Origin of the sequence: Priestia koreensis (assembly GCF_022646885.1) — a bacterium.
GTDB lineage: Bacteria > Bacillota > Bacilli > Bacillales > Bacillaceae_H > Bacillus_AG > Bacillus_AG koreensis_A.
This window is the reverse complement of the sequence record NZ_CP061868.1, coordinates 1,631,188-1,657,114: the sequence shown is the minus strand read 5'-3', so window position 1 is coordinate 1,657,114 and position 25,927 is coordinate 1,631,188. Positions and strand designations below refer to the sequence as shown.

Annotated in this window: 20 protein-coding genes and 1 pseudogene; 5 read left to right on the top strand and 16 right to left on the bottom strand. The window is 41.1% G+C overall.

Features of this window, described 5'->3' with window-relative positions; all coding sequences use genetic code 11:
• Positions 1–115 precede the first annotated feature (115 nt).
• Positions 116–562 (bottom strand): Lrp/AsnC family transcriptional regulator, encoded by a 447-nt coding sequence (locus tag IE339_RS08285; RefSeq protein ID WP_242175356.1) that lies wholly within the window; start codon positions 560–562, stop codon positions 116–118.
• Between the two features lie 201 nt (positions 563–763).
• On the opposite strand from IE339_RS08285, the gene IE339_RS08280 reads away from it, so the two are divergent.
• Positions 764–1,375, top strand: coding sequence for a YitT family protein (locus IE339_RS08280; protein WP_242175355.1), 612 nt, complete (start codon positions 764–766; stop codon positions 1,373–1,375).
• 36 nt (positions 1,376–1,411) lie between these two features.
• Here IE339_RS08280 and IE339_RS08275 read toward each other — a convergent pair whose 3' ends face one another.
• The 10 genes and pseudogenes from IE339_RS08275 to IE339_RS08230 all read right to left on the bottom strand — a co-directional run bounded on the left by IE339_RS08275 (position 1,412) and on the right by IE339_RS08230 (position 15,585).
• Complete coding sequence (locus IE339_RS08275) at positions 1,412–2,656, bottom strand: nickel pincer cofactor-dependent isomerase, group 22 (RefSeq protein WP_242175354.1); 1,245 nt, start codon at positions 2,654–2,656, stop codon at positions 1,412–1,414.
• 64 nt (positions 2,657–2,720) lie between these two features.
• Positions 2,721–3,725, bottom strand: a complete 1,005-nt coding sequence (gene pdxA, locus IE339_RS08270) for a 4-hydroxythreonine-4-phosphate dehydrogenase PdxA (RefSeq protein WP_242175353.1) — start codon at positions 3,723–3,725, stop codon at positions 2,721–2,723.
• A gap of 21 nt (positions 3,726–3,746) precedes the next feature.
• Entirely contained in the window at positions 3,747–5,009 is a 1,263-nt protein-coding gene (locus tag IE339_RS08265; RefSeq protein ID WP_242175352.1) for an MFS transporter, read from the bottom strand.
• Between the two features lie 60 nt (positions 5,010–5,069).
• Complete coding sequence (locus IE339_RS08260; RefSeq protein ID WP_242175351.1) at positions 5,070–6,365, bottom strand: four-carbon acid sugar kinase family protein; 1,296 nt, start codon at positions 6,363–6,365, stop codon at positions 5,070–5,072.
• A 198-nt stretch (positions 6,366–6,563) separates the two neighbouring features.
• The gene (locus IE339_RS08255) at positions 6,564–8,321 is read right to left on the bottom strand and encodes a sigma-54-dependent Fis family transcriptional regulator (RefSeq protein WP_242175350.1); all 1,758 of its coding nucleotides are present in this window, start codon (positions 8,319–8,321) and stop codon (positions 6,564–6,566) included.
• Between the two features lie 29 nt (positions 8,322–8,350).
• Positions 8,351–9,736, bottom strand: a pseudogene (gene larC / locus IE339_RS08250) (nickel pincer cofactor biosynthesis protein LarC).
• On the bottom strand, positions 9,733–10,503 hold the full coding sequence (gene larB, locus IE339_RS08245; RefSeq protein ID WP_242175349.1) for a nickel pincer cofactor biosynthesis protein LarB: 771 nt from the start codon (positions 10,501–10,503) through the stop codon (positions 9,733–9,735). Before larB ends, larC begins: the two are co-directional and overlap by 4 nt.
• 37 nt (positions 10,504–10,540) lie before the next feature.
• Complete coding sequence (gene larE, locus IE339_RS08240; protein WP_427582759.1) at positions 10,541–11,341, bottom strand: ATP-dependent sacrificial sulfur transferase LarE; 801 nt, start codon at positions 11,339–11,341, stop codon at positions 10,541–10,543.
• Between the two features lie 207 nt (positions 11,342–11,548).
• Positions 11,549–13,996 (bottom strand): S-layer homology domain-containing protein, encoded by a 2,448-nt coding sequence (locus tag IE339_RS08235; protein WP_242175347.1) that lies wholly within the window; start codon positions 13,994–13,996, stop codon positions 11,549–11,551.
• Positions 13,997–14,160: 164 nt separating this feature from the next.
• A complete protein-coding gene (locus tag IE339_RS08230; protein WP_242175346.1) occupies positions 14,161–15,585 on the bottom strand; it encodes an amino acid permease in 1,425 nt (474 codons plus the stop codon).
• Between the two features lie 238 nt (positions 15,586–15,823).
• Here IE339_RS08230 and IE339_RS08225 point away from each other — a divergent pair, with 238 nt between their 5' ends.
• Positions 15,824–15,976, top strand: a complete 153-nt coding sequence (locus IE339_RS08225) for a hypothetical protein (RefSeq protein WP_242175345.1) — start codon at positions 15,824–15,826, stop codon at positions 15,974–15,976.
• A 298-nt stretch (positions 15,977–16,274) separates the two neighbouring features.
• Positions 16,275–17,207 carry an aldo/keto reductase gene (locus IE339_RS08220; protein ID WP_242175344.1) on the top strand — a complete coding sequence of 311 codons (933 nt, stop codon included), beginning with the start codon at positions 16,275–16,277 and terminating at the stop codon, positions 17,205–17,207.
• Between the two features lie 40 nt (positions 17,208–17,247).
• On the opposite strand, the gene IE339_RS08215 is transcribed toward IE339_RS08220, so the two are convergent.
• The 3 genes from IE339_RS08215 to IE339_RS08205 form a co-directional block, all read right to left on the bottom strand.
• Complete coding sequence (locus IE339_RS08215) at positions 17,248–17,871, bottom strand: fumarylacetoacetate hydrolase family protein (protein WP_242175343.1); 624 nt, start codon at positions 17,869–17,871, stop codon at positions 17,248–17,250.
• A 15-nt stretch (positions 17,872–17,886) separates the two neighbouring features.
• Positions 17,887–18,096 carry a hypothetical protein gene (locus IE339_RS08210; RefSeq protein WP_242175342.1) on the bottom strand — a complete coding sequence of 70 codons (210 nt, stop codon included), beginning with the start codon at positions 18,094–18,096 and terminating at the stop codon, positions 17,887–17,889.
• A gap of 109 nt (positions 18,097–18,205) precedes the next feature.
• Positions 18,206–19,231, bottom strand: coding sequence for a YjgB family protein (locus tag IE339_RS08205; RefSeq protein WP_242175341.1), 1,026 nt, complete (start codon positions 19,229–19,231; stop codon positions 18,206–18,208).
• A 212-nt stretch (positions 19,232–19,443) separates the two neighbouring features.
• Here IE339_RS08205 and IE339_RS08200 point away from each other — a divergent pair, with 212 nt between their 5' ends.
• Positions 19,444–20,028 carry a GNAT family N-acetyltransferase gene (locus tag IE339_RS08200; protein ID WP_242175340.1) on the top strand — a complete coding sequence of 195 codons (585 nt, stop codon included), beginning with the start codon at positions 19,444–19,446 and terminating at the stop codon, positions 20,026–20,028.
• Positions 20,029–20,086: 58 nt separating this feature from the next.
• Here IE339_RS08200 and IE339_RS08195 read toward each other — a convergent pair whose 3' ends face one another.
• Both IE339_RS08195 and IE339_RS08190 read right to left on the bottom strand, forming a co-directional pair.
• On the bottom strand, positions 20,087–23,227 hold the full coding sequence (locus IE339_RS08195; protein WP_242175339.1) for a bifunctional cytochrome P450/NADPH--P450 reductase: 3,141 nt from the start codon (positions 23,225–23,227) through the stop codon (positions 20,087–20,089).
• Positions 23,228–23,248: 21 nt separating this feature from the next.
• Positions 23,249–23,824, bottom strand: a complete 576-nt coding sequence (locus IE339_RS08190; RefSeq protein ID WP_242175338.1) for a TetR/AcrR family transcriptional regulator — start codon at positions 23,822–23,824, stop codon at positions 23,249–23,251.
• A gap of 444 nt (positions 23,825–24,268) precedes the next feature.
• Between IE339_RS08190 and IE339_RS08185 the strand changes: the two genes are divergently transcribed.
• Complete coding sequence (locus tag IE339_RS08185; RefSeq protein ID WP_242175337.1) at positions 24,269–25,765, top strand: UDP-N-acetylmuramoyl-L-alanyl-D-glutamate--2,6-diaminopimelate ligase; 1,497 nt, start codon at positions 24,269–24,271, stop codon at positions 25,763–25,765.
• Positions 25,766–25,927 lie beyond the last annotated feature (162 nt).

Genomic DNA, 25,927 nt, shown 5'->3' with positions numbered 1-25,927 from the left:
TACCAAATTTATACTTTTAATCATAAGAGAGAATTCTTTGCTTGTCTAGTGAATTGTTAGGTTTTATTACAATATTTAGAATATTTAAAATAAACTAGTCAATTCAAATGAAAGACTATTCGATTTCGACTTTCGGTACGAGATGTCGATAAGGAACAGGGGAAGTCAGAATGATAGACGTGTTAATATTTCCATATGGAATAAGGCGATCAACCAAAACACGTAGTCCTCCCATGCCTGTAACTGCTGCTTTCATTACGTAGCTCACTTCTCCCGTTACACGGTGGCATTCAATAATATCCAAATCATCCATCATTGTATTCTCAAATTCATGATGCGAAACTTTCAGCTCCGTTACTTGTATAATTAACAGCGTTTCTCGTCCAATAGCTGCAGGAGACACACGCGCTGTAAATTCTTCAATAATTCCCTTTTCCTGAAGTCGATGTAGTCGTTCGGTAACGCTCGGTCGACTCAGAGCTAACTTTTTGGACAATTCACTCACTGTCATACGACTATTAACCTGCAACAATTCCAATAAATCAATATCTATTTGATCCATCGTTCCACTCCTTACAAAATGAAGATATAGAAACCTAATTTTATGCATAATAAAGGTAAATATGAAGAAATAGATTCATTTTTTCATATCAAAGTCGTTTTTTCTATTTTATCATATATGTATAGATTCATTTAACTAAATTCCTCCGAGCGAACAGGCTCTTCTAATACGCCTTTTCTTCTTCACGAAAGGAAGTCAAATATGAAACGAATTTTTGCTATTGTTATTGGATGTCTTATTACAAGTATCGGTGTTATATTTTTGAAGCATTCTCACGTTGTGACAGGTGGAACCGCAGGATTATCACTAAATCTGTCCTACCTCACTCATTTTTCGTTTGGAACTTGGTTTTTTCTCATTAATATTCCCTTCTACATCTTTTCTTTTGTCCGGATGGGATGGAAATTCACGTTATCCACCATTTTAGCCGTCACGCTTCTTTCTATTATGACGAGCTTAGATCGCTTTTTACCGTCCTTTACCATTTTATCATTTCCGGGAGCTATCGCAGGTGGAATTCTAATTGGATTCGGATTAGCGTATTTGTTCTTAAACAAAGCTTCTCTTGGTGGTGCAAATATCTTAGCACTGTTCTGTCAAAAAAAATGGGGCTGGGACCCTGGAAAAATGAACTTTGCATTTGATGTGGTCGTCGTCCTAATCGGCGCATACTCAGTAGGGCTCGTTAGTGGACTACTCTCTATCCTGTCTATTGCCGTTACTTCCTATATTATTAGTTATTTTAAACATCGTATTGCTAGTAGTCATGACGCAACGGTTCAAACCCCACCTTTACAGCAATCTGCTTCATAAGAAAAGCATCGCATTTGTGCGATGCTTTTCTTTATGTCAGCTTAAATACCCGTCTGAATCAAACGATAGTTCCCTAAGCTCCTCTATGATCTCAATGTTTTCGTGATCCTTCAGTTCTTCATATACTTTTTGGGATACATACATCTCACCGATGTGAAGCGTATTTGGAATGCGCGCGATTCTCGCCTCTTCGTCCTCAACACCCCAATTAGCACGGAGAGCAGCAGCAATTGCTTCACGATCGTTATCGAGTACAATCGGAATTTTCGCCCGATCTAAAAAAGTACTTGTCACGACATTTTCATTCATTTTCTTTAAATCTAGCTTCTCAAACAGTCGTTTCGTCGTTAAATCTGCTAGCCCAATACCTAGTGCATTACCGTGACTTGCATCACTTAAATTAGAAGCGAGGACGTATTTAATCGAAGGACTTTCTGGTTCCTTTACCCCTAGTACTCGAATGCGTCCGATAATGTTGGTGTCCATCCCTGTCCCACTATAGTTTTTTCCAATTTCGTCTACGATGAGCAAATCCAATTCTTTCATAGGGAGACTCGGCATAAGTTCAAACGCTTTTTTTAATAACATTTTCTCTTCTTCTTCGATGTGCAGAGGATCCATCATTTGAATAATGGCGGTTTCTTCATGTGCATTTTCGACAATTCCAATACCATACAATGTCTTTGAATTCGCCATAGCTACTTTCCCAACTTCAGGCATCATGTCGCGGATTCCGTGGATACCATACGTATGCAGAGCGAGCGCCTGCTTATGTTTCCCCATGCCAATGGAAGCCATTTTTAATACGCCACTCTCGATCTCACTTTTGAAATCCGTATGTGGCTTGACACGTCCCATTACGATAATTCCATCTGCTTCATACGCATACTTATCAACATAAACGGGAATGCCTGCTGACGTTTCTCCTACTTCAACAACGTCCATAGAAGAGCGAATTTCACAGCCCGTTGACTCTTCTGTTACACCTAACCCCTCCAATACCTCTACTTGTCCTTCTGCTGTAGCTCCCCCGTGACTACCCATAGCAGGGATAATGAACGGAACAGCTTCCCTCTTTTTGATTTCATCTGCTACACATTTAACGATTAGTGCGATGTTGGCGATTCCACGACTTCCTACTGTAATCGCAATTTCCATTCCAGGCTGAATCTTCTGAGACGCATTTCGGTTCTGAAACTCTTCCTCTACACATGCAGCGATATCTGTAATGCTCGTTGCGCTAAACTTCTGTCTGATTTTCGCAAATCTCGGTAACGACATTGTTTCTCTCTCCTTATGACAAATAAAGAGATTGATTCAATCAATCTCTTTATCTATTTAAATTTTATAGACGTGGTGCAAGATCAATTGCCATCCGTATTGCTTCTTTTAAAGACAGTTCATCTGCGATATTTTTTCCTGCAATGTCAAAGGCGGTTCCATGATCCACGCTTGTACGAATTGTTGGTAATCCAACCGTAATATTCACTCCGGCCTCTAAACCTAACACTTTAATAGGTCCGTGTCCCTGATCATGATACTGCGCAACCACAATATCAAAGTCCCCGCGACGCGCTCGGAAAAAGAGCGTATCTGCTGGTAGTGGCCCCACTACATCAATTCCTTCTTCTTGTGCTTTTTTAACCGCTGGAACAATTTTTTCTTCCTCTTCGCCATTTCCAAACAAACCATTTTCACCGGCATGGGGATTAATGCCACACACGGCAATACGTGGAGAAGAAATTCCTGCTTTTTGTAGCGTTTCATGCGCAAGCTTAATGACCGTATACTGACGCTCAGGCGTAATTTTATGAATGGCATCGATTAAACCGACGTGTGTTGTTACATGAATAACTCGGAGACCTGGGGCGGCCAGCATCATAGCAAAATCTTTTGTATTTGTAAGCTCTGCTAAAATCTCCGTATGACCTGGATACATATGACCTGCTTTGTGGAGGGCCTCCTTATTTAAGGGTGCCGTACAAATCCCTTGAATCTCTTCTTTATTTGCTAGATGAATAGCCTTTTCTAGATAATGAAAAGCAGCATTTCCTGCTTCTGCAGAAACCTCTCCCCACGGAAGGGAATCCGATACAAGGTTTAAATCCATAATGTCAATCTCACCGTATTGAAAAGAGGCTTCATCTACGTCTGTAATGACTTTGCATGTTAAGGAGCTGTTTGTAATGGCAAATGCTTTTTCAAGTCGTTTAGCGTCTCCAATGACAAACGGCTCACAGTGGCTATATACCTCCTGATCCTGAAGGGCCTTTACAATAATTTCAGGTCCCACTCCTGATGGGTCTCCCATCGTAATAGCGATACGGGGAAGCTTTGTTTTCGTCGACATTTTCTTTTCCTCCTTTTTGATTTAAGCTGAGTGATTTTTCTTTGCGGGTACGGTTGGTTTTTCAGTGTTTAAATTTTTACCTAATACATATGTCATAACCGCTGCTAAGACCAATGCCGATGCTAGGAAATAAAATCCTGCATGGTAATTGCCTGTTGCATCCTTTAATACACCAAAGAATTTTGGTCCGTTGTATCCACCTAAATTTCCAATCGCATTTTGAAGTCCAAGTGCCGCTCCGACTACGCCCGCTGGAATAATTGCCGTTGGAATTGCCCATAGCGGACCATAAGGCGCATATACACCGATCGCCGTAATAGATAGTAAAACGAGCTGTAGAACAGGTGATGAAACAAATTGACCGGCTACCATTGAAATAGCGGCAATAATCAACGGAATCGCTACGTGCTGAATACGATTCATCCGCTTATCAGACCAGTACGAGTTTAACAACATACCGATTAAAGCAAATGTAAATGGAATGGCCGTTAACCAACCTACCGTAACCGAATCTTTTGAAATTGTTCCGACTACACTTGGTACCCAGAGCGTATATCCGTAGAATCCTGTCATCCACAGAAAATACATTACTACTAATCCCCAAACCGTTTTATTTTTAAAAGCAGCGAGATATCCTTCTGACTGCACGTTTCCCTTTTGCTCTTTCTCTAATTCTAACAACAGTGTTTCCTTCTCTTTTAACTTCATCCACGTTGCATCTGATGGCTTATCTTTTACAAGTGCATACCAGACAAATGCCCAAAGAATGGGTGGTAGTCCTTGAAGAATTAAGACCGTCTTCCATTCAAAATATTTTAGTAAAACACCTGAAAGAGGTGCCATTAACATCGCTGACACGGGCAAACATGCCATCCAAAATGCATTGGCACGTGCTCGCTCTTTAATCGTAAACCAGTTTGCTAGAAGAACAAGTACTGCTGGCCAAACGCCTCCTTCTGCTACCCCTAACGCAAAACGAACGAGCTTAAGCTGTCCTTCTGTTTGAACAAAACCTGCCAACGTAGCGCAGACGCCCCACAAAATCATGAGAATAAAGATGACTTTTCTCGCTGACCATTGGGCTGCCAAAATCCCTCCTGGAATTTGAAAAATTAAATATCCTATGAAAAATATGCCCGCAATATCTCCTGCTGCCGATGCATTGAAGTGTAGATCTTCCTGCATGTAAGGCATTAATATCCCCACGTTAATTCGATCGACATACGCTAGCATATACATCACAAACGCTACCGGAATAATTCTCATCCATTTTGATGAACCCATAAAAAATCCCCCATCTTCCCTGTTAAATTTGAGCCGTCATGAAAAGAATAAGCTCTTATTTTAAGCGGTTTCAGCTGTTCCTTTGAGTAACTGAATGGCCTTTATAAATGCTTTTTCACTACCAAATCCCCCTGATTTGGTTACAAGTGGTAAGCCGTCGTATTTCCCCCCTAGTAAACGTCCGTACGGCATACCAGATTCAACCTCTCCACTTACCTCAATTCCTGTTCCTTCAAGCTTTGTACACGTAGATGCTGCGATATCCCCTCCAGTTAAAATGACGCCGCTAAGAGGAAATCTCTCAATTAGTGATTTCGCGACTTCCCCCATTGCCTCAGCAATACGTGCACCTACTTCTATATTTGTAAGCTTCATCTTTTCCTTTACCTTATCAATTTCTTTCATGACCTCGACTTCAATGTTTGTCGAGATAATGACACTCTCACCTTTGAGGAAGCGAGAACTTTCTTGAATAACACGCTGAATTTCCTTTTCTTTACTCTCGGTATGTAAAAGCTTCTCTGGAGAAATGATTATCTCTTCGATGCCTATGTGTTGCTTTAGTGTGTGTATCTGCTGATGCGTAATCGTTTTGACACTCCCTGCCACTAGTAAACACGGGGCAGCGCTTTTAAAGCTCGGTTGCCTTCTATTACTGTCTCCTTCTAAATGGCCTGCAATTCCAGCTGTTCCTACCCATAGGAATGGTCCATCTAAATCTTCGGAAGCTTTTACAATCGTTGCTAGGTCTTCCTCCGTTTCCGCATCGATAACTAAAATCCGCGCATGTTTTTGCTGAATGGACTTCTTCATTTTACTTATTAATCGTAAATGACCTTGTCTCACATCTTGTAACGTTATAACGTCCACCTTTCGCAAGCTTTGTTCATTAATTGCTTCTTTAATATTGCTATTCAAGACGGGGCAGCTTGGGTCTTGAGCCAATTCTGTCTCCTCAACAGGTACATTGTTTACATATTGTCTTCCCATTTTAGTTGTGCGCTTTCCTTTTGGAAAAGCAGGAACAACAAGCGCTACTTCAAAAGCAAATACATCTAAAATGGCATCAATTTCCGCCCCAATGTTCCCTCGAAGCGTTGAGTCGATTTTTTTGAAAACAGTTGATATTCCTGCCTGTTTGACTTGATGAGCCAACGTTTTCACTATTTGATGGGCTTTTGTTGGGGGAACGGCTCGACTATCCGAATTAAAAACGAGCACATCTCCTGTTAAATGTTGCAACGACTCGTCTCCTTTTGAAAAGAAAACCACCGTTCGTTTCGATTTTTTTGCAAACTGTACGCCCGTATCATTAGCACCTGTTAAATCATCTGCAATAACCGCTAACTTTTTCAATTCTTCCCCTCCTTCCACACTTGTTTTTATTTTGTTGTGTTTCATTTTCAAACATAATTAAAACGCTTACATTTAGTATGTTAAGTGAATATGTTTTATTTAGCAATATTTTTAACAGAATTATTAGCAAAATCAGAAAAATAGTTTCATAATGCAACACTATTAAACCAAAAAAGCGCACACAAAAAAACGCAAGCTTTATTTTAGCTTGCGCCACAGCGTGGAACGATTGATCCCCAACCTCTTCGCTGCCTTAGACTGATTAAAATTTTCTTCCTCTAGCACTTTCGAAATAATCTCTTTTTCGATCTCTTCCAGTGTTCCATCAATTTTTATATGGTGCCCGAAGTCTTTTTGAATATAGGAGTGCTGACTTCTCAGTGCGCTTTCTACATCTTCTTTTTCTATATAATAGCCTCTACATTGAGCCATGAGCTGCTCAGTCACTTTCTTTAATTGACGAACATTCCCCGGCCATTCATAAGAAACTAAAAGATCTAGTGCATCTTTCCGAACTCCTACTACTTCGTTTCCAAACGTAGCATAAGAGTCTGAAATAAAAAATTGAACTAAATGTTCAATATCCTCTGATCTATTTCGTAACGGGGGTACGTTGATACAAATCGTTCCGAGCTCACGATACAACTCTTCTAAAAATAAGTCTTTTTTTATTTGATCTTCGATATCCCCGTTAGTAGATACAATCCACTTAGTAGATCCTCGGTTCTTTTGACTACGAATATATTCATAGAAGTTTCTTTGAACCGCCAGATCAAGATGATCAATATCTTTTAGAAACACTACAGCATCTTTGTACTGTGCCAAAAAGGCTTGACTCACAAGCGCTCTGAACAACTCATTGCTCATCTGCTTTCCGCGAATAATGACAAACGGCTGCCGTTTTGACAATAAATAAATTTGCTGCGCGATGACCTGCTTTCCGACACCCGGTTCTCCACTGATCCAAATCGATTCCGAATGCTCAGCATGCTCCTTGACCAACTCATGAACAGTGTCAATCGCCACGCTCTTCCCGCTTAAAACAATAGGTGGCAGAGACTGGTGAACATCAATTGCCTGCTCATATCTTTGCAGGTTATCGCCTAGTGCCGGGGTATAATGCTCAAGATATAACAAAACGTTTTCCCCATCAAGACGAGAAGTCACGTTCCACAGCTCACCTTCAATGAATAATAACGCATCCTGAGCATGGTGACTTGCTATTGTTCGGTGTACGACTTCTTTCATTTCATTGAGGGGGGTGACATTCTCCCCAATCCGATCATTAAACGCTTTATTGCGATAGACCAGCTCACCTTGTTGATTAATAATCGCAATCGCTCGCTCATCAAACTCTAAAATAGATCGGTACAGCGCTACATCTTTACTTAAAGACTGAAACACCTTGTACACACGCTTCGCTTCGTCAAATGCGCTTATTAGCGCCTCCCGACCTGATGTAATCAAAACACCTGTCATACCTAGCTTCTTCGCATGTTCCACGGTGACAACATCACCAATGACAACCTCCACATTTTCCTCTTTTAGCGCTAAAAGCTTCTCTGTTACGTCCTGATCATGATGAATCGTGACCGTTTCAATATCAAAATCTAGCAGCTTGCAAATTGTTGCTGCACCTTGAGAAATATTTGGAAACCCGACAATCGCTGCCTTTCCAGAAAAACTTTTAACAAGTGTTAAAATGCGAAGCACGTCATATCCTGACACTTGTATATCAATTACTGGTATATGAACAGCGCTTTGAATCATCGATGCCGTTCCCCCACGACTGATGATTACATCGATTCCCTGACGTTCTGCGCGTGTAGCAATCTCAACACCCGTCTGCAAATTTCCAAGCTCAACGTGAATATCAAACCCCTGTACCTCTTGACTAACTTCCCTCAGCAATTCAACCATCCCTTGATAAGGGGCAATTACTAATGCTTTAATCATATCCCATCCACCTTTATTGCCATCATTGTTCAATTTCGAATTTGCTTCCACACTTCTTGATAGACGTGCTTTAGCGGGACACGGTGAGTCCGAGCAATGTTGTTGCAGTCCTCGTATTCAGGCGCATGTTGCACAACTTTTCCTTTGTACGTTCCCTTTTTAACCGCTACCTCTCCCCACGGTGTGTTAACCGAATAAAAGCTACGTTCTAAACGGTGAACATCTACCCCATAATAGCGAACACCAAGCGTAGTCGTCTCTTGAAAAACAATTCGTTCAATCTCCTCTAAAAATTGCGTACTGCACAACACTTGAAGCATAACACCCGGACGATTCTTTTTCATGTAGATTGGCGCATAAAAAACGTCGTTTGCTCCTGCTTCAAATAGCTGATCCATAACGTAACCGAGCCACTCACCGGGTATATCATCCAAGTTCACTTCTAGCTTCAACATGTCGTGATCCACATGCTCCTCTTTATGCGAAAAGGACATGGCTCCTCACTCCTTCATTTCCCCAAGGATGAGACGAAGTACGTTAGGATGATGCACAAACGTCTTCGTTCCTGCTCCGTAACCAATGTCTGTCACCTTAAAAGAGGGCATTGTACCATATGCGTCTACTAACGTAGCCACAATTGCAGCACCTGTTGGGGTCGTTAGCTCCCCTACTTGATCTGTAGCACGTAGTGGGATGCCTTTCAAAATTTCGAGGGCAGCAGGAGCTGGAACCGGATAGATACCATGAGCCATTTTCATTTGCCCACTTCCTACTGGAACTGGAGACGAAATGACCTTCGATACTTGAAGTTGATCCATTAAAATACAAGTGCCGACAATATCAACGATTGAATCGATAGCCCCCACCTCATGAAAATGAACGCTCTCAAACGGAATTTGATGAATTTTAGCCTCTGCACGTCCAATTTTCTCAAAAATCATAAGCGCAAGCTTTTCGACATTTTCGTTAAACCCTGCCTCTTGAATAATTTGAACAATGTCTGCATAATGTCTGTGTTCGTGGCTATGTCCGTGATCATGACTATGACTGTGCTCTCCGTGGCTATGTCCGTGGTCATGACTATGACTGTGCTCTCCATGGCTATGTCCGTGATCATGACTATGACTGTGTTCTCCATGGCTATGTCCGTGGTCATGACTATGACTGTGTTCTCCATGGCTATGTCCGTGGTCATGACTGTGGCTGTACTGAACTTCCTTTAGATGAACATCAAATTTTGTGGCTGAAATTCCGTTTTTAACGACCTTTTTCCACGAAAGGTCATATTCTGAATCCAAATTTAGCTTAGAAAGTTCCTCTTTTAAAAGCGATGGATCAGCGCCTAAGTCGATGAGTGCGCCAATGGTCATGTCCCCACTGATTCCCGAAAAACAGTCGATATATAATGTTTTCATATTTTCTCAGCTCCTAAATGAATATTTTTATGTATGAGCGTTGCATAGTATCCCGCGCCGAATCCATTATCAATATTTACAACGCTAATTCCTGGTGAGCACGCATTTAACATCGACAATAGAGCGGACAACCCTTGGAAATTGGCACCGTACCCGATACTAGTAGGAACGGCTACTACAGGGTTACTAACAAGTCCTCCTACCACACTAGCAAGCGCACCTTCCATTCCCGCAACCGCGATTGTAACGGTCGCATTCTCAATATCTTCTAAATTATGAAACAAGCGATGAATTCCGGCCACGCCTACATCGTAAATACGCTTTACGGATGCTCCAAACGCTTCTGCTGTTAGCGCAGCCTCTTCTGCAACCGGCAAGTCTGACGTTCCCGCACATACGACCGCAATATATCCGTTGTATAAAACATCAGGCTCTTCTTCATGCTTCCAAAAAAGTGTTCTGGCTGTCTCACTGTAAACAAGATCATTTACAGACTCCATTACTTGTAGCGCTTTCATTTGATCGATTCGAGTGGCTAACACACGATTTGTTGACCCCTTTAACGACTCAATAATTCGAATGATTTGATCCGCCGTCTTTCCTTCTCCATAAATGACTTCTGGAAAACCTGTGCGCTTTTCACGTTTTGAATCGACTTTGGCAAATCCCATATCATCAAAAGCACGAATTTGTTTTTTTGCTTCCTCTATACTGACAGAACCATTCTTCACTTCACTTAAAATCTGATCTAGCTGTTCGTTTCTCATGTTCTCATCTCCGTTATTCTATAATTGAATTGATTCGTTAAATTGACAATACTTTGTTCATGCTACCACTCTTATATCCCTGAAGATCAAGCGTCACAAACTTATAGCCAAATTGTTGAAGCTGATTCATAATCTCATCATGCTTAGCTAACACAAGTGACATATCATTTGGCTCTACTTCTATTCTCGCAATCTCTTCATGAGTGCGAACACGTACTTGGCGAATCCCTAAATTCCGTAAATACTCTTCCGATTTTTCAACCTTCGTAAGCTTTTCCTGCGTAATCTCCTCACCATAGGCAATTCGTGATGATAGGCATGCAAAAGATGGTTTGTTCCATGTTGGAATCTCTAATTCTTTTGAGAGTGCGCGAATTTCTTCCTTAAATAACTGTGCTTCCTGTAGCGGACCTCGTACACCGTGTTCTTCCGCAGCACGCATTCCAGGACGGTGCTCATTCATATCATCGGCGATTAGTCCGTAAATCACGTTATGATAGCCCTTCTCCTTCATAATCGGAACGACATGTTCAAATAAGCTATTTTTGCAGAAGTAGCAGCGATTTTGATCATTTTCTGTGTATCCAGGAATTGAAAGCTCTGACGTCTCAATAATTTGATGCTGGACGCCGATCAAGTCTGCTAATATTTTTGCCTCTTCTAACTCGCGCTGTGGATACGTTTCGGAATTAGCTGTAACGGCTAATACATTGTCCTTCCCAAGCACGTCATAAGCTACTTTCAACAAAAACGTGCTGTCTACTCCCCCTGAAAATGCTACAACGACCCGTTCCATTTCCCGTAAAATATCTTTTAAGCGCTTACATTTATCCTTCACAGTAATCATATCCCCCTTTAGTTATGTTGCAATTTATATCTAAATCAGTAAAATTATAATTTTTTTAAATAATGCGTATTTTTGCAACACTTTATTTCATTATAGGTGACTTTTCTCGAAATGAAAAGAATAAGATGCAGAAATAACCATTTCCTTTTAAAATGACTCAACATAAAAAGAAGCCCCGTAGAGCTTCTTTTATCCTTCTTATTTACTGTTTAAAAGTAGGTCAACTACCTTAGCCGCTTGCGCACGTGTGACAATATCTTTTGGTAAAAAGCTTCCGTCTTTATAGCCGTCTACGAAATGGAGATCCGATGCCGCTTGAACAGCAGAAACAAATGATTTTGTAATATGACCATTATCTGTAAAGCTTGTTGACGATGTATGTGGAATTTTGTTTCCTGTTTTTACTTCATACGCGTTCATCACCATTTGAGCCATTTCTTGTCGAGTAATAGGTGCAGTCGGCTCAAAACGGTCTGAAGATTTTCCTTTCACAATTCCTGCTTCGTATACAGCGGCAATTTCGTTTGCCGTTTGCTTATTCGTCACATCTTTAAACGGCACAGCGCTCTTTGCCGTCAGATTCAGCGTACGTGTTAAAAGTGATGCAAATTGTGCACGCGTAACGTGGTGAGCGGGTGCATAGGACTGTTCGGTTTCACCGTACGCAATATTACTTAACTGTAAATCTGAAACGTATGGGTATGCCCAGTGACCTTTTGGTACGTCTTTAAACTGATAAGGAGATGGCAGCTTCGTAAACGATGGCAAACCAGAAATATAACCAATTCCTCCTGTTTGAGCAATTCCAATTTTTTCTGAGATTTCTTTTTCCAGCGCTTCTTTATCGACAGCCGTAATATTTTTCGTTTCTAATTCGTCACCTGGATGCTGAAAGTTACTCATTAAATAGCTAAATCCATTTCGATCACCGGTTGATAGAAGTCCTGTTGATTCAGATCCTGCTGGGACCGATAAAATACGAGAAAGCTTTTTCGTATCAATGTTATACGCCCACACGAAGTTATTGGTATGCTGACTGCTGTCTTCACCAATAAATAATGTTCGCATATCCTCTGAATAACTTAAGTTATCTCCGCTTGCTACCTTGTCCGTATTAGCTGTATTGCCATATCCGTCTGGCTTCGGAAGATCCTCTCCCGTAATTAGGCCTGACATAGCCCCTGCGACATAATCACTATCAATCTTATCTCCGTTAAGGTCACGATGATTTCCTGATAGATCAAGTTGATACGTCACTCCTGACGAGCGCTTTGGTAATTGAATATCATCAGCCGGGTCCTGTCCTTTTGTATCCTGTTCCATTCCTTTTGAAGAATCCGCAATTGCTACGTAAACCTTCTTATCCTTCTCGTTTAGCGTTACGCCTTCCATTTTGTTAAACTCTGACGTTGCACCAAGCATGGCAGCATAACGACGTGATTCTAAAAAGGCCGCTGCTTTTTCCATACCTGGCTTCACTTTTAAGTATTCCGTTTTACCATAGGAATATTGTTTAATAGCTTTAAAGCCATCTTTTGGTGCATCAGACGTTTCGAAAATATCACTAAACGTTATGCCACTATCAATTATCTTTTTCACTTCATTATCGGTTGCATGCCCTAATTTAATCCACTCTAAATTTCCAGACCCGCCGTTTTCCTTGCCTGTTTGATGAAACTTCGCTGCGTATAGAGTTCCCGCTGATAAATCTCGTTTCTTATCAGCTACATACATAAACATCGTTGTATAAGAACCATCATCTCCGAAAAAAGCTGTGCGCTCATCAGGCATTACCTTCATTAGTTCATGTGAGAAGCGCCCTGTGCTGTAGTGCTTTTGCACCTTCGTCGTTCCATCCCCTTTTACTTCAATTTCAGGAATGTAACCATAAAAATACGGGTTCGCTTTTGCTTTGTCACCAAAATACAAATTAGCAAAACTCTCCGTCCATGTACGTGCAGATGAGGATGTGTCAATCTCAAATGTTCGCGCATCTGGCTCATATTCTTCAGATCCTAAGTGGGTGTTCCAAGGAGAAACAGATCCGTTGCACGGAATCCAAAGACCGTTGACATCTGAAAAATCAATTTTTGTTACTTTTTCCGGCTTCAATTCGCCTGTTTTTTCGTTCTGCGAAAACTTTGTGAGTGACATCGAAGCCGGAACTAAGCCATATGCTGACTTTCCTGCGGCATCAAATGTGTCATATTCATAGTGTGTCACCATATATAAATTACCGTTAATCGGCTTTAAAAAGCTGTTGGAATCCGGTGCATCCGATACAAAGTGTTTGTTTCCAGGGACGCTTTTATCGATAATCGGATTGCCGTTCACATCAATCGGTGTTCCTGCTGCGATAAGCTCTCCTTTATTCGTTGCAATTTTATCTTCTGATTTGAATAATCGCTTGTACGAAAGAGGAAAAGTCTTTGTGCGTCCATCACTGTATTTCACAGATACGGATGCCGTTGTGTATGTATCAACCATTTGATCAATCGTCTTTGGTGTATCCATTCCATTAAATTGAACGGAGTCAATTGACAAGTGTTTACTCTCAGCCGCAGCGGCTGGTGTCAATGCCGGAATCGTTAAAGCAAGCGCCAATGCAACCGTCGCACTTTTTTTGTTTATCCATTTCTTTTTCATTCTCGTACGTCCCCCTAACAATTTGTGTTTTGTTCACTACTATTATTTAAGCGCGAAATTGTTAAGGTTCTGTGGAGAGTTCGTAAAAGAACATTAAAAGTTTGATATTTTTTGTAAATGACCTGAAACCAACATAAAAACGCGACCGTTATGGCCGCGTTTTTTTATGCTGATTGCTTTATATTTTTTTCTTCTTTTTTTCCTTTTAACGATCGAAGCAAGAACGGATAAAAAATGATGCCACTAACGATCATCGCAACTCCTAGCAAGAACGTTTTGATATCCGCCGTACCTGCCACTACTACCCAAGCTGAGTAGACGGTAGCTAATACTGCTACGACAATATCCAGCCCGCGGCCCTTTCCGTTCTCGTATGTCTCACCCGTTAAGCCTAGCTTCAGTTGATAAACAGAAGAGATTAAGTAAGGCACGAGATACGCTAACGTCGCCACGTAGATAATAAAATCAAAGGCGTTCGCAATCGAGTTAGAAACGGTTGATAGTAGTAGAACCTGTGCAATGGCGTTTGATATCCAAAGCGCTACCGTTGGCATTCCTTTTTCATTCACTTTAGTAAATGATGTGAAAAATACATTTTGCTTTGCTGCTTGATACGGAACTTCAGAGCTTAATAATACCCATCCAACCGTTGAACCAATTAAACTAATCAAACCGACGATTGCAAGAACGTTACCGCCTGTTGATCCTAAAATACTCGAAATAGCATCAACGAGTGGGTTTTGCGAACGTTGTAATTCACTTTGCGTTAGAAGCCCCATCGTTAAAATACTGATTCCTACATAGATAATTAATGAAATAACGAGACCTAAAATCGTGGCTTTTTTTACATCGCCTTCTTTTTTCGCACGTGAGGCGAATACAACCGCTGATTCAATTCCGATGAATGCCCAAAGCGTTGCAACGGCTGCACTGTTTACTTGTCCTAAAAGACCAACCGTCTCACCACCGCTCGTTCTTGTATCAACAAACGGACCGATGTTGGACTGTTGAAAGGCAAATAGCGCAATAACAATAAATAAGAAAAAGCCGATTACTTTTGCAACTGTCGCAACAAAGTTAAATTTCCCTGCGCTCTCAATACCACGAAGAATTAAAGCGTGTGTTCCCCATAAAAGAACCGAGCAAATAACAAATGTTACAGCGTTTCCTGCTTTTAATTCAAACGCACCTACAGTGAACAAAACATTTTTACTGTTCATCACTGGGAAAAAGATGGACAAATAGCTCGCGAACGTTGTAATAACCGCAACGTAGCCAGCGATGTTTCCAATCCAATAGCCCCATGAAGACATAAAACCAGCTAATGCGGATAACGTACGACTTTTCTTAAACAATGCTTTCGCATAAATTTGTGGGCCACCGCTTAATTCTGGTTTTCGAATCGCCAAATTTCCAAATACAAGCGCAAGCATTAGTACGCCTGCTCCAGTCACACCCCATCCTAGCAGAACTCCAGCCGGGCTAGCAGCAGCGGATAACGAGCGAGGCAGCATAAAAATTCCTGAGCCGACCATATTTCCGACAACGAGAGCGGTTAATAGCCACAGCCCTAACTTGTTTCGTTTCATACTCAATTTCTCCCTTCAATACGTTCCTGAACAATTTTTATCATCAATTTTTTCATAATTTTAACTTTTTCTCGATAACACATTAGCGAACTAAAGCGTCTGAACTTTCTACAGTATAAAACGAGAAAATGAATTCGTCAACCTCTATCCGCTCATTTCTTGTTTTAAGTAGAAAGAAAAAGGAAATACATGTAGAAGTATCAAATGATTTACATATATATGTAAGAAGGAGGAGATCGTGTTGACGTGGTTACTTGTGCTAGTTGCAGTTAGTATCGTAGCGGCTATTTTATTAGATCGGCCTCAAAAGAAATCTTCACATTCTTTACAAGCAGCTCGTGAGACTAACACCCATTCTAAATTCCCTCATGATGACGATGAACGTAAATAGTTTAAAGCAGGTGGCATCTTTGAATATGAAGATGCCACCTGCCCATGAATCTTTACTATCTTATACTATCGTCCCCATTTTTATAGAGCAGAGAAAACGAAAGCATTCATTTTACATATCCTCATTGAACGAGACGTCCAATGAACCGAATTCCCCCTCAGCATAAATTTATAGGAAGAGAATCATTCTTTCTTCAAAGCATTTCCCTATTTTTTCTGAGTACGAGGTCAATCAGTTTTCTTTCACTCCTTTGGTTTGATATGATACAAAGTACATAAACTTAAAGGAGTGGATGCAATTGGTAAAGAAAGTACGAATTGGTCAAACTGATTTACACGTCAATCCCATTGGATTAGGGACAAACGCAGTAGGAGGACACAACCTCTATCCAAATTTGGATGAAGAAGTTGGAAAAGACCTCGTTCGCACAGCGATTTCAAAAGGCATTAACTTCTTAGATACGGCCTTCATCTACGGTCCGAAACGTTCTGAAGAACTGATTGGTGAAGTACTAAAAGAGACAGGCAATCGTAGTGATATTGTGATTGCAACAAAAGGAGCACACAAATTTGTCGGAAATGATGTCGTGATCGACAACTCCCCTGCTTACTTAAAGCAGTCTGTCGAAGATAGCTTAAAACGACTTCAAACCGATTATATTGATTTGTACTATATTCATTTCCCAGATGAGAACACACCGAAGGACGAAGCAGTCGGTGCACTGAAGGAACTAAAAGATCAAGGAAAAATTAAAGCAATCGGCGTATCCAATTTCTCTATCAACCAGCTAAAAGAGGCAAATAAAGATGGGTATGTTGATGTATATCAAGGTGAATACAACCTATTCCAACGTGATGCTGAGCGTGATATTCTTCCATATGCTGCAGAAAATAACATCTCATTTGTTCCATATTTTCCGCTCGCAGCAGGTCTTTTAGCGGGGAAATATACGAAAGAAACAACGTTTGACGATTTACGAAAAGATATGGATTTGTTTAAGAAAGAGAATTTCGAAAAAAATCTTGAAAAGGTGGACGCGCTTCGTGAAATTGCTGAGGCAAACAATGTAGAAGTAGCACACCTTGTACTTGCATGGTATTTAGAGCAACCAGCAATTGATGCAATTATTCCGGGTGCGAAACGTGCAGCTCAAGTCGAAAATAACCTGAAAACATTAGATGTAAAATTATCACCAGCAGACATTCAAAAAGTGGATCGTATTTTTAGATAACAAAAAAAGATTCCGACCGATGGACGGTCGGAATCTTTTTTTATTCGCCTTTTACTCGTACGTGACTACTTCCAAGCTCCTGATCTCCCCAAAATAGACGTAGCGTATCTCCGTTCCGCACGGCCCCTACGCCTTCTGGTGTGCCTGTAAAAATTAGATCACCTTTTTCAATTCCAAAATGAAGCCCAGTAAAATCAATGATCTCTTGAAGGGTAAAAATCATGTCTTTTATGCAGCCGCTTTGAACCGTTTGATCGTTTTTTTCAAGGGAGAAGAACGTTTTCTTACACTCCTCCATCCCTGGAAACGGAATGAATGTACCTATGAGGGCAGAGTGTTTAAAGCCTTTTGCCTGTAGCCAAGGCTTTCCTTGTTTCTTACACGCCGTCTGTACGTCTCGAAGGGTAAAATCGATCCCTATTGTCATTTGATCGACTACCTCATCGACCGTCATTCCTTTTTCGTATGCTTTTCCAATATGTATAACAAGCTCTGCCTCATAGTGAAGATCTCCTTTGCCCCCTGGGAGGACAATCTCTTGATCATCTGCACAAACGAGCGCGTGCGTAGGTTTTAGAAATAAAAATGGAGCCGTTGGAATATCATTTTGAAGCTCCTTGGCATGCAGAGCATAGTTTCGTCCTACACAGTAAATATTGGTCATTATGTATCACTCCTCTTATTGTGTTCTTCCCTGAAGTAATTGCTTAAGACCCTCAAAAAGCACGTCCCTCATAACCTCGTCATAGCGTGTATATGTCGGATCGATTGAAAGAAGGTGATCAAATATCTCTTTTACCTGTCCATCGACCATGACGGTTAGTCCATGCACTTCTTCTCCTGTTAAATCATTTTGAAAAACCTCGTTGATGATTGCTACCTGTCCCACATTGCCACCTCCCCCATTCAAATTTCGCTATAAATTCTAAAATTCCTTGTGAATGTCACAGAAAAAAAGAGCAACGAATATGATCGTCGTTGCCCTCCGTTGTCTTTCATTATTTAGCATTCTTTAGATTCACATGATCGACCTTTCCATCTTTTCCAACGATAAAGTCAATTTCGTATTTACCATTTGTATAAACGTACTTTGTCTCTTTTGTTTCTTTTAGCGTGATTACTTGCTTAGGTTTGCCGAGTTCCTTCATTAGGTCCTTGCTCGTCACGCCGTTAATATCTTTTTCAGCTTCAACATTACGTCCTAAATAGCGGATTTCTTTAATGTGACCTTTTGTATCATAAGAGAACGCGTAGCCTGGGTGTCCCATATTCGCTGGGTATACGTCATAGCCGTTCTCAGCCTTGTAAGGATCTCCCCATGCCTTCTGAACAGCTGCTTTCGACGTTACGCCTACTTTAAACTGCTGAGCGTCATTCGGGAACGTTCCTTTATAAGTTGAACCATAAATAGCGTGCAACTTTTTCACCGCGTCGGATTGTTCGGAAACTGCCGTGTTGCCATACGTTAAATTAACGTGGTCAACTTTTCCATTGGTCCCCACAATAAATCGGAGCTCATATTTTCCGGTTTGGTAGACATAATCTTTTTCCTTTGTTTTTGGGATCGTCAAGATTTTTTCTGGTTTTCCGAGCTCTTTTACAAGAGTCCCCGTCGTAATGCCATTAATGTCTTGATCGGCTTCAACATTACGTCCTAAGTATCGGACCTCTTTAATATAACCTTTGGCATCATAGGAAATGGCATAGCCAGGGTGTCCCATATTAGCTGAATAAAGATCGTATCCGTTAGACGTTTTCTCTGGTGTACCCCATGCTTTGTGGACGGTCGCCTTTGTTGCGGTACCGATAATAAAGCTTTTCGCATCCTTTGGAAACGCACCCTTTGCAGAAGACTTGTAAATGTCATGTAGCTTCTCGATGGCCTCTGATTGAGTTGTAGAAGAGACCGTTTTTGTCGGAGCGTTGTGAGTTGTTTGCGCTCCTGCAACTGCTCCTGCGCCTAGCGCTGAACCAGCTAACACCGTCGCAGCCAACCACTTGGTTCCTTTTTTCATCGTTCTCATTTCTATCTCCTCCTTTAAGGATAGTATATGTTTTCCACGGTTTCCTCATTTTTAAACGTTTCGGTTTATCACGCTGTTCCTTCATTTAATACTATTCTTTTATCACCAGTCAACTCATACAAGGTGATTTTATTTATAACCTCTTCATTTCTATGGACAAGCATCCTTCTTCTTTTATATATTGGAATAAATAACCACGGGGGGGAAACGAGATGATTATTAGACCTTACGAGTTAAAAGATGAAGAGAGCTGGCTACGATGCAGAGTTCTATCTTTCTTGAATACCGCTTATTTTGACCATGTGCTTCGTAAAAAAGAACGTTATGAGAATCCTTCTATTGAACTAGTCGCAGAAGTAGATGGACAGATTGTTGGGTTGTTAGATATTGAGTACGAAATAATAGAGCGCAGCGTTTGTTCAAGAGGGTCGGGGTTAGGGGGAATGATTTGGCACATTGCGGTTCATCCTGACTTTCAGCGACAAGGAATTGCCACACGCCTTTTGGACAAGGGAGAAGAACTGGCTAAAACCCATGAGTTAAATCGCTTAGAAGCGTGGACTAGGGATGATGAGTGGGTACGGAAATGGTATGAAAACCAGCACTTTGCATTAGTAGATTCCTACTTGCACGTGTTCATAGACAAACAAGCAGAAATGGATCAATCCATACAAAGTACATACAAGAACCTATATCCGATCCAAACCTTTGCTCATTACGCAGGGAGTCAAAAAGAAGAGGTCATGCGTCAGTTCAAACGTGTACACGAGTGCGTTTGCTATGAAAAGCTGTTATGAAAGAAGCCCTCTCCTATTAAAGGAGAAGGCTTCTAGTTTTGTAGAAAATTAATAGTTGTTATCCTGCCCAAACGTCTTTCGCATATCGGCCACTCTCTTCTAGAGATTGCAACCATTTTCTCGCTTCTTCTACATTCACATTATGAACGGTTTGATAACCACTCATTAACGTACGTTCTACGTCAGGAGCCATTTGGCTTCCGTCACCGCAGATATAGAAGTGCGCACCGTCATCTAGCAAGGAGATTAAATGTTTAATGTCGTGCTCCATTAAATGCTGTACATATGTTTTAGGCTGATCGCTCATACGTGAAAAAGCGGTATGAAGTGTGACAATGCCGTTTTTCTCCGCATGTTCTAATTCCCCCTGATAGAGATAATCTTCATTGAGAGAACGGCAACCAAAGTAAAGATGTGCTTCTCCTAACGCTATCCCATTTTCTTTCAAGGATTCTCTCGCTTGTACAAATCCTCTAAATGGTGCTACTCCAGTACCTGGTCCTACCATAATAACGGGCGTTTTTGAGTCCCTTGGTAAGGAGAATCCTGATTGTGGTGTAGATACAAAGCACGTAATCGAATCCCCTTCTCGAAGCTGTGATAAATAGGTCGTCGCAATTCCTTGGTACGTACCGTTTCCACTCCAAGAGTCTCCTTTTACTACACTAACCGTTATGCTTGGTTGCCCCTCTGATTTCTTCGGAGAGGAAGAAATTGAGTAGTAGCGCGGACGTAATGCTGGCAACAATTCAATTACCTCACCAAACTCCATTTCACACGCCGGATACTTCTCCAATAGCTCAAGCATTGTTAAACGTTTTTGAAGCACTTGTTCTTTGTACACTTCTTTTTCTAAAAGTGCTTCAAGTTCTACCTTATGAGGTGGACAAACGGTTTTAGCAGCCATAGCACGCAGCTGTTGACGCGTCACCGGCTCTTGAAGCTCAACAAATTGAAGAAGCTCTTCAATCGTTACCGTACGATTAAGCGGTAGGTGTGAAAGCTTTTCTTCCTCTGCCTGTAAACGAATAAGGCTAGATCCATCTAAAGCAAAACGGGTGAGCACGCGATTTACAAGCTCTGGGTAATTTTTCGGAATAACACCAAGGTGATCTCCTTCTTGATACGTTACGCCTTCAGGTAGCTGTACTTCTACATGACGTGTACTTCTCGCACTACAAGGCTGTTGAAGCTCTTTATTAGACACCACTGTGGCATTAAATGCATGGTGCTGCTTCGCTAATGGCATTTGTAAGCTACCATCGATAAATTCAAGTGTTAGAGATGTTGTATTTTCTTCTTTCTCTGGCATTTCTAAGCCAAATGCATCCGCTAAATCATGCCAAAGATGCTCTTTCCATTCCTCATACGCACCTTCAAAATCATCGCTCACATCTGCCTCGCCACGATCCGTAAGGCGCTGTGCTCCTAATTGTTCGAGCGTTTCATCGATGAACGCAGGTACTTTCTGATACGTTGTCGCCCAGTTTTTATCTCCGCAACCAAACACCGCATAGCGTACCCCTTCTGCACTTGATGCATGAGATAACCATTCGACAAAGCTCTTCGCATTATCCGGTGGATGACCGTTGTAAGAGGCCGAAATGATTAAAACAGCACCTTCTGTTGGAAGATTCCCTGCATATGCATCTAATGAGGCAACCGTTGGAGCAAAACCTTTGCTCATCGCAATATCTGCCAGGTCACGCGCCGTGCCTTCTGCTGTTCCCATATTTGATCCATATAAAAGAAGTAGCGGCGTGTTGTGAGCATCTTCAGCTTTTTGTCGTTTAGCTTTTGGTGCTTCTGGTTTAGCAGTTGGAATGCCCCCAAGCGGAATTTTCTTCGATTTTGCTTTTACGACAAATCCTTCTGGCTTCAGCGTCAGCGTTTCTTTAATATCGAGCTCGTAGTTCGTGTGATCTTCAAAATCAAAGTGTTTTAAGATCATCCCAAGCACAAGTGTTGCTTCGTGCAGGGCAAATTGTTGACCGATACATGCACGTTGCCCATTACCAAACGGTTTGAATGCATGCTGCGGAATGGCACTTGGATTTTCAAAACGTTCTGGACGGAAATCTTCTACATCGTCACCCCAAATCGATTGATCACGGTGAAGCTGTGGAAGATGAACCATGATTTCATCATCTTTTTTCAACTCATACTCTCCACCAATCACCGTATCTTCTTTTGCATAGAGAGAGAATGCAGGTGCTGTTGGCCATAAGCGTAATGCCTCATTAAGAACCATACCGATGTATTTTAACTGCTTTACCTGCTTATAGGTTGGAACAGAATCAACGAGAACGCGCGCAGCTTCATCGGCTGCTTTTTTTAGAATCGATGGATTTTTCACTAGGTAGTATAACGTAAATGATAGCAATCCGCTTGTTGTTTCGTGACCAGCAATTAAGAACGTAATAATTTGATAACGAATGTTTTCATCATCTAGTGGTTCTCCTGTTTCCGGATCTTTTCCGTTTAGCATATGTGTTAGTAAATCGTCCGCTTCTTCGCCGCTTTCTTTGCGATCTGCGATAATTTTATCCACTAGATCGTTCATGTATTTAATATCTTCCTGGAACTGCTCTTTACGCTCATCGTACATCGGATCGTCAGGGTTAACGCGATTAAGGCGCGTCATGGACTCATCTAATGCGCGAACCATGCTTGTAATGAACGGATGCGGTTGATCACGATAAAAGCTATTAAAGCGATAATTAAATCCACAAAGTCCAATCGTATCAAGCGTTAGGCGCGTCATATCTTCTGGAACTTCAATGTGCTCGTCAGCATTTAGGCGCTCCCACTTCTGAACAAGCTGCACGGCAATATCCACCATCATGTTGTGATAGCCTTTCATCGCCTGCTGGCTAAAGCTTGGCAGAAGGATGTTGTGTGCTTTTTTCCAATTCTTTTCATGTGTCCAGCTCGTAAATAATCCGTCACCTGTAAAATCACGTACGTTTTTAAGCGCTTGACTTAAGTTTTTATCAAAACGTGATTCATCTGATACTTCTTTCACTAAACGATGACTAGACACATAGCGTGTCGTACGTCCTGGACCTTCAAATAAGAAGATTTCGCCCATTTCTTGTGCAATTTTCATTAGTGACTGAATTGGTTTTTCAGTATTAAGCAGTGGTAAGTTTTTTAGTTCGCCAAATGTTTCTGGCTGTGGAATTTGTTTTAATGACATTTCAATCACTCTCTTTTCTTATTAACATTGTTTAATAGCTGCCCAAAGACTTTCCTCAAGCTCATCGAGCAACTCTTTGCTTAAGATAATATGCTGACTTTCAACGAGAGAATGTACTTCCATGAAGCTTCCAAATAAAATGGCAATGAGAGCGTTCACGTGTAGGGTACGAATAGACCCCTCCTGTTGACCCTCACGAAAAAAATCACACACTAGATCGACTAGTTTTTCATATTCTTTCAAGCTTTTTTCATCTAGAAATGCACCTTGGCTATGCGTTTTAATGAAGCGCAGTGCACGAGGATTTTCAACGGTAAATTGAATCATTCCCCTAAATATATGATGAAACCCTTCCCTAAAATCCTTGCGATGAACCAAAAGGCCTTTTTCTATACAAACAAGGAATTCCTTTACATACTTTTGAAATAGCTCATTGACTAAGCTCTCTTTGTTTTTAAAATAGCGATAAATGGTTCCAGCACCAACATTTGCACCTTCTGCAATCATTGGAATCGTTGTTGCATCAAACCCTCTTTCTGCAAACAAAACGAGTGAAGCTGAAAATATAGCGCTCTGCTTTGTGGGTGTCGCTCCCATCTCTTCACCTCTTTTCAAAAAAAGCGGAATGAACGTTCATTCCGCTTTTAAGTATAGAAAAGATGTTTTTCTGAGTAAAAAGATAACCTTTATTTTTTTAGCAAAAGGTTCCAATAATCTAGATAATAACCATAATAAGGAAAATAATTAAGACTTTTCGAACAATTATTTTCCGGAATTATTTAATTATTTATACACTTTACATATCCATTTTTATCCAAAAACTAAATTTTTGAAGAGGTGGAAGATGTTTAAGTGAAAAAAAGGTTTCATCTCAATAAAAAAAGAGTATATGAATATGAGGACAAAAAAGTTGAGATAGTAAATATAAAAAGAAGACTGGACGTTTCTTATATTTACCAGCACATTGAGGCGGTCATTACTATTTACCTTTATTCGATAAACGTGTTACCTTTTTTAAAAATTTAAAACGTGAGGGTGCGTATGAATATTCATTTTAAACAACTAGATTTACCATTTAACGATATTTTTGGACCGACAACACAATACATTACACATTTAGCATATGACTCTCGTCTCGTCCAAAAAGACGGTATATTCTTTAGCATTAAAGGTGAAAACCATGATGGCCATGAATATATATCAGATGCTGTGAAGAAGGGAGCCGTTACCGTTGTGGGAACAAGCTCTTATCAACTAAAACAGCTCAGTAAACGATTTCCACATTGTACGTTCCTAGTCGTAGACGACGTACGCTTTTTCATGGCACATTTTTCAAAATCTTTCTATGGAAATTCAGATGATAAGCTAAAAACGATTGGTGTTACGGGGACGAACGGCAAAACCACCGTTGCTGCATACGTCAGGTCTCTCCTAACACTTCTTCATCTGCCAACAGGATCAATCGGAACAACCGGCATTTGGTCGTCTAAGCAAAAGCTTGTATACGCCAAAAGCACACCGACTACTCCTGAGTCGACAGATTTGCATTACATTTTTCATGATCTTCTCTCTCTACATGATCAGGCTGCCGTTATGGAAGTGTCGTCCATCGCCCTTGATCAACAGCGCGTAGAAGGCATGACGTTTGATGTTGCCATTCATACGAATTTTTCTGAAGAACACTTGGAATACCATAAAACAATGGAGCACTACAAGCAGTCGAAAATGAGGTTGTTTCAACAGGCTAAGAGCGCGGTTGTGAACGTTGAGGATGAAGGAATGGGCGATGATTTATTGAAGACGTTCACAGGGCGTATGGTCACATACAGCATTTCAGAAGGCGTTCCTGCTATGCTTCAAGCTCGATATTTAACAACGACAAGCGCTGGTACAGCATTTGACTTACATTTCAAAGGAAATCGCTATGAGGTATTTGCTCCTGTGTACGGAGATTACAACATCGCAAACGTCCTGTCTGCGATCGGAACGGCGCTTCTCCTTGGGTATCATATTGAAGACATTTTGGACGTGCTCCCAAATCTTGAAAGTCCCGAAGGTCGCTTTCAAGTTATTCAAGGGCCAAATAATCAACGAGTGATTTTAGACTACGCGCATACGCCCGTGGCACTAACACGCCTCCTACACGAGGTGAAAAAGCTACCTCATAACCGACTCATTCTAATGATCGCGGGAATTGGGATACGTGATTTTAATAAAATGCCGAAAATGGCTCGAGTAGCTGAAGGACAGGCCGATGAAATTGTGGTAACGGTGGATCACCCAGGATTTCATGATCCGAATATTATCGTTGACAACGTGATATCAGGATTCTCAGATCCACATCACCCGAACATCCATCGCGCTCCTACTCGTAGAGAAGGTGTATTAACCTCACTATCTCTTGGTGAAGAAAATGACATTATTCTCTTAACAAGCGGCTGTATAAACGGCGCTCAGCTTGTAAAAGGTGAGGCGATTCCTCACTCTGATGAAGCGATTATAGACGCTTATTATGCATCTATATTATTAAAAGGATGAACGAAAAGCATCTATCGTAGCTGATAGGTGCTTTTTATATTCTTCCGCATTTTTAAAGACAGTTGCTGTCCCCTTCTTTCAAAAAAACGAGTAAATCGTTTGAGCAAAATGCCTTAAACATTTTTTGTACGGTTATTTTTAGGTTGCACTCTTCTACTCCCA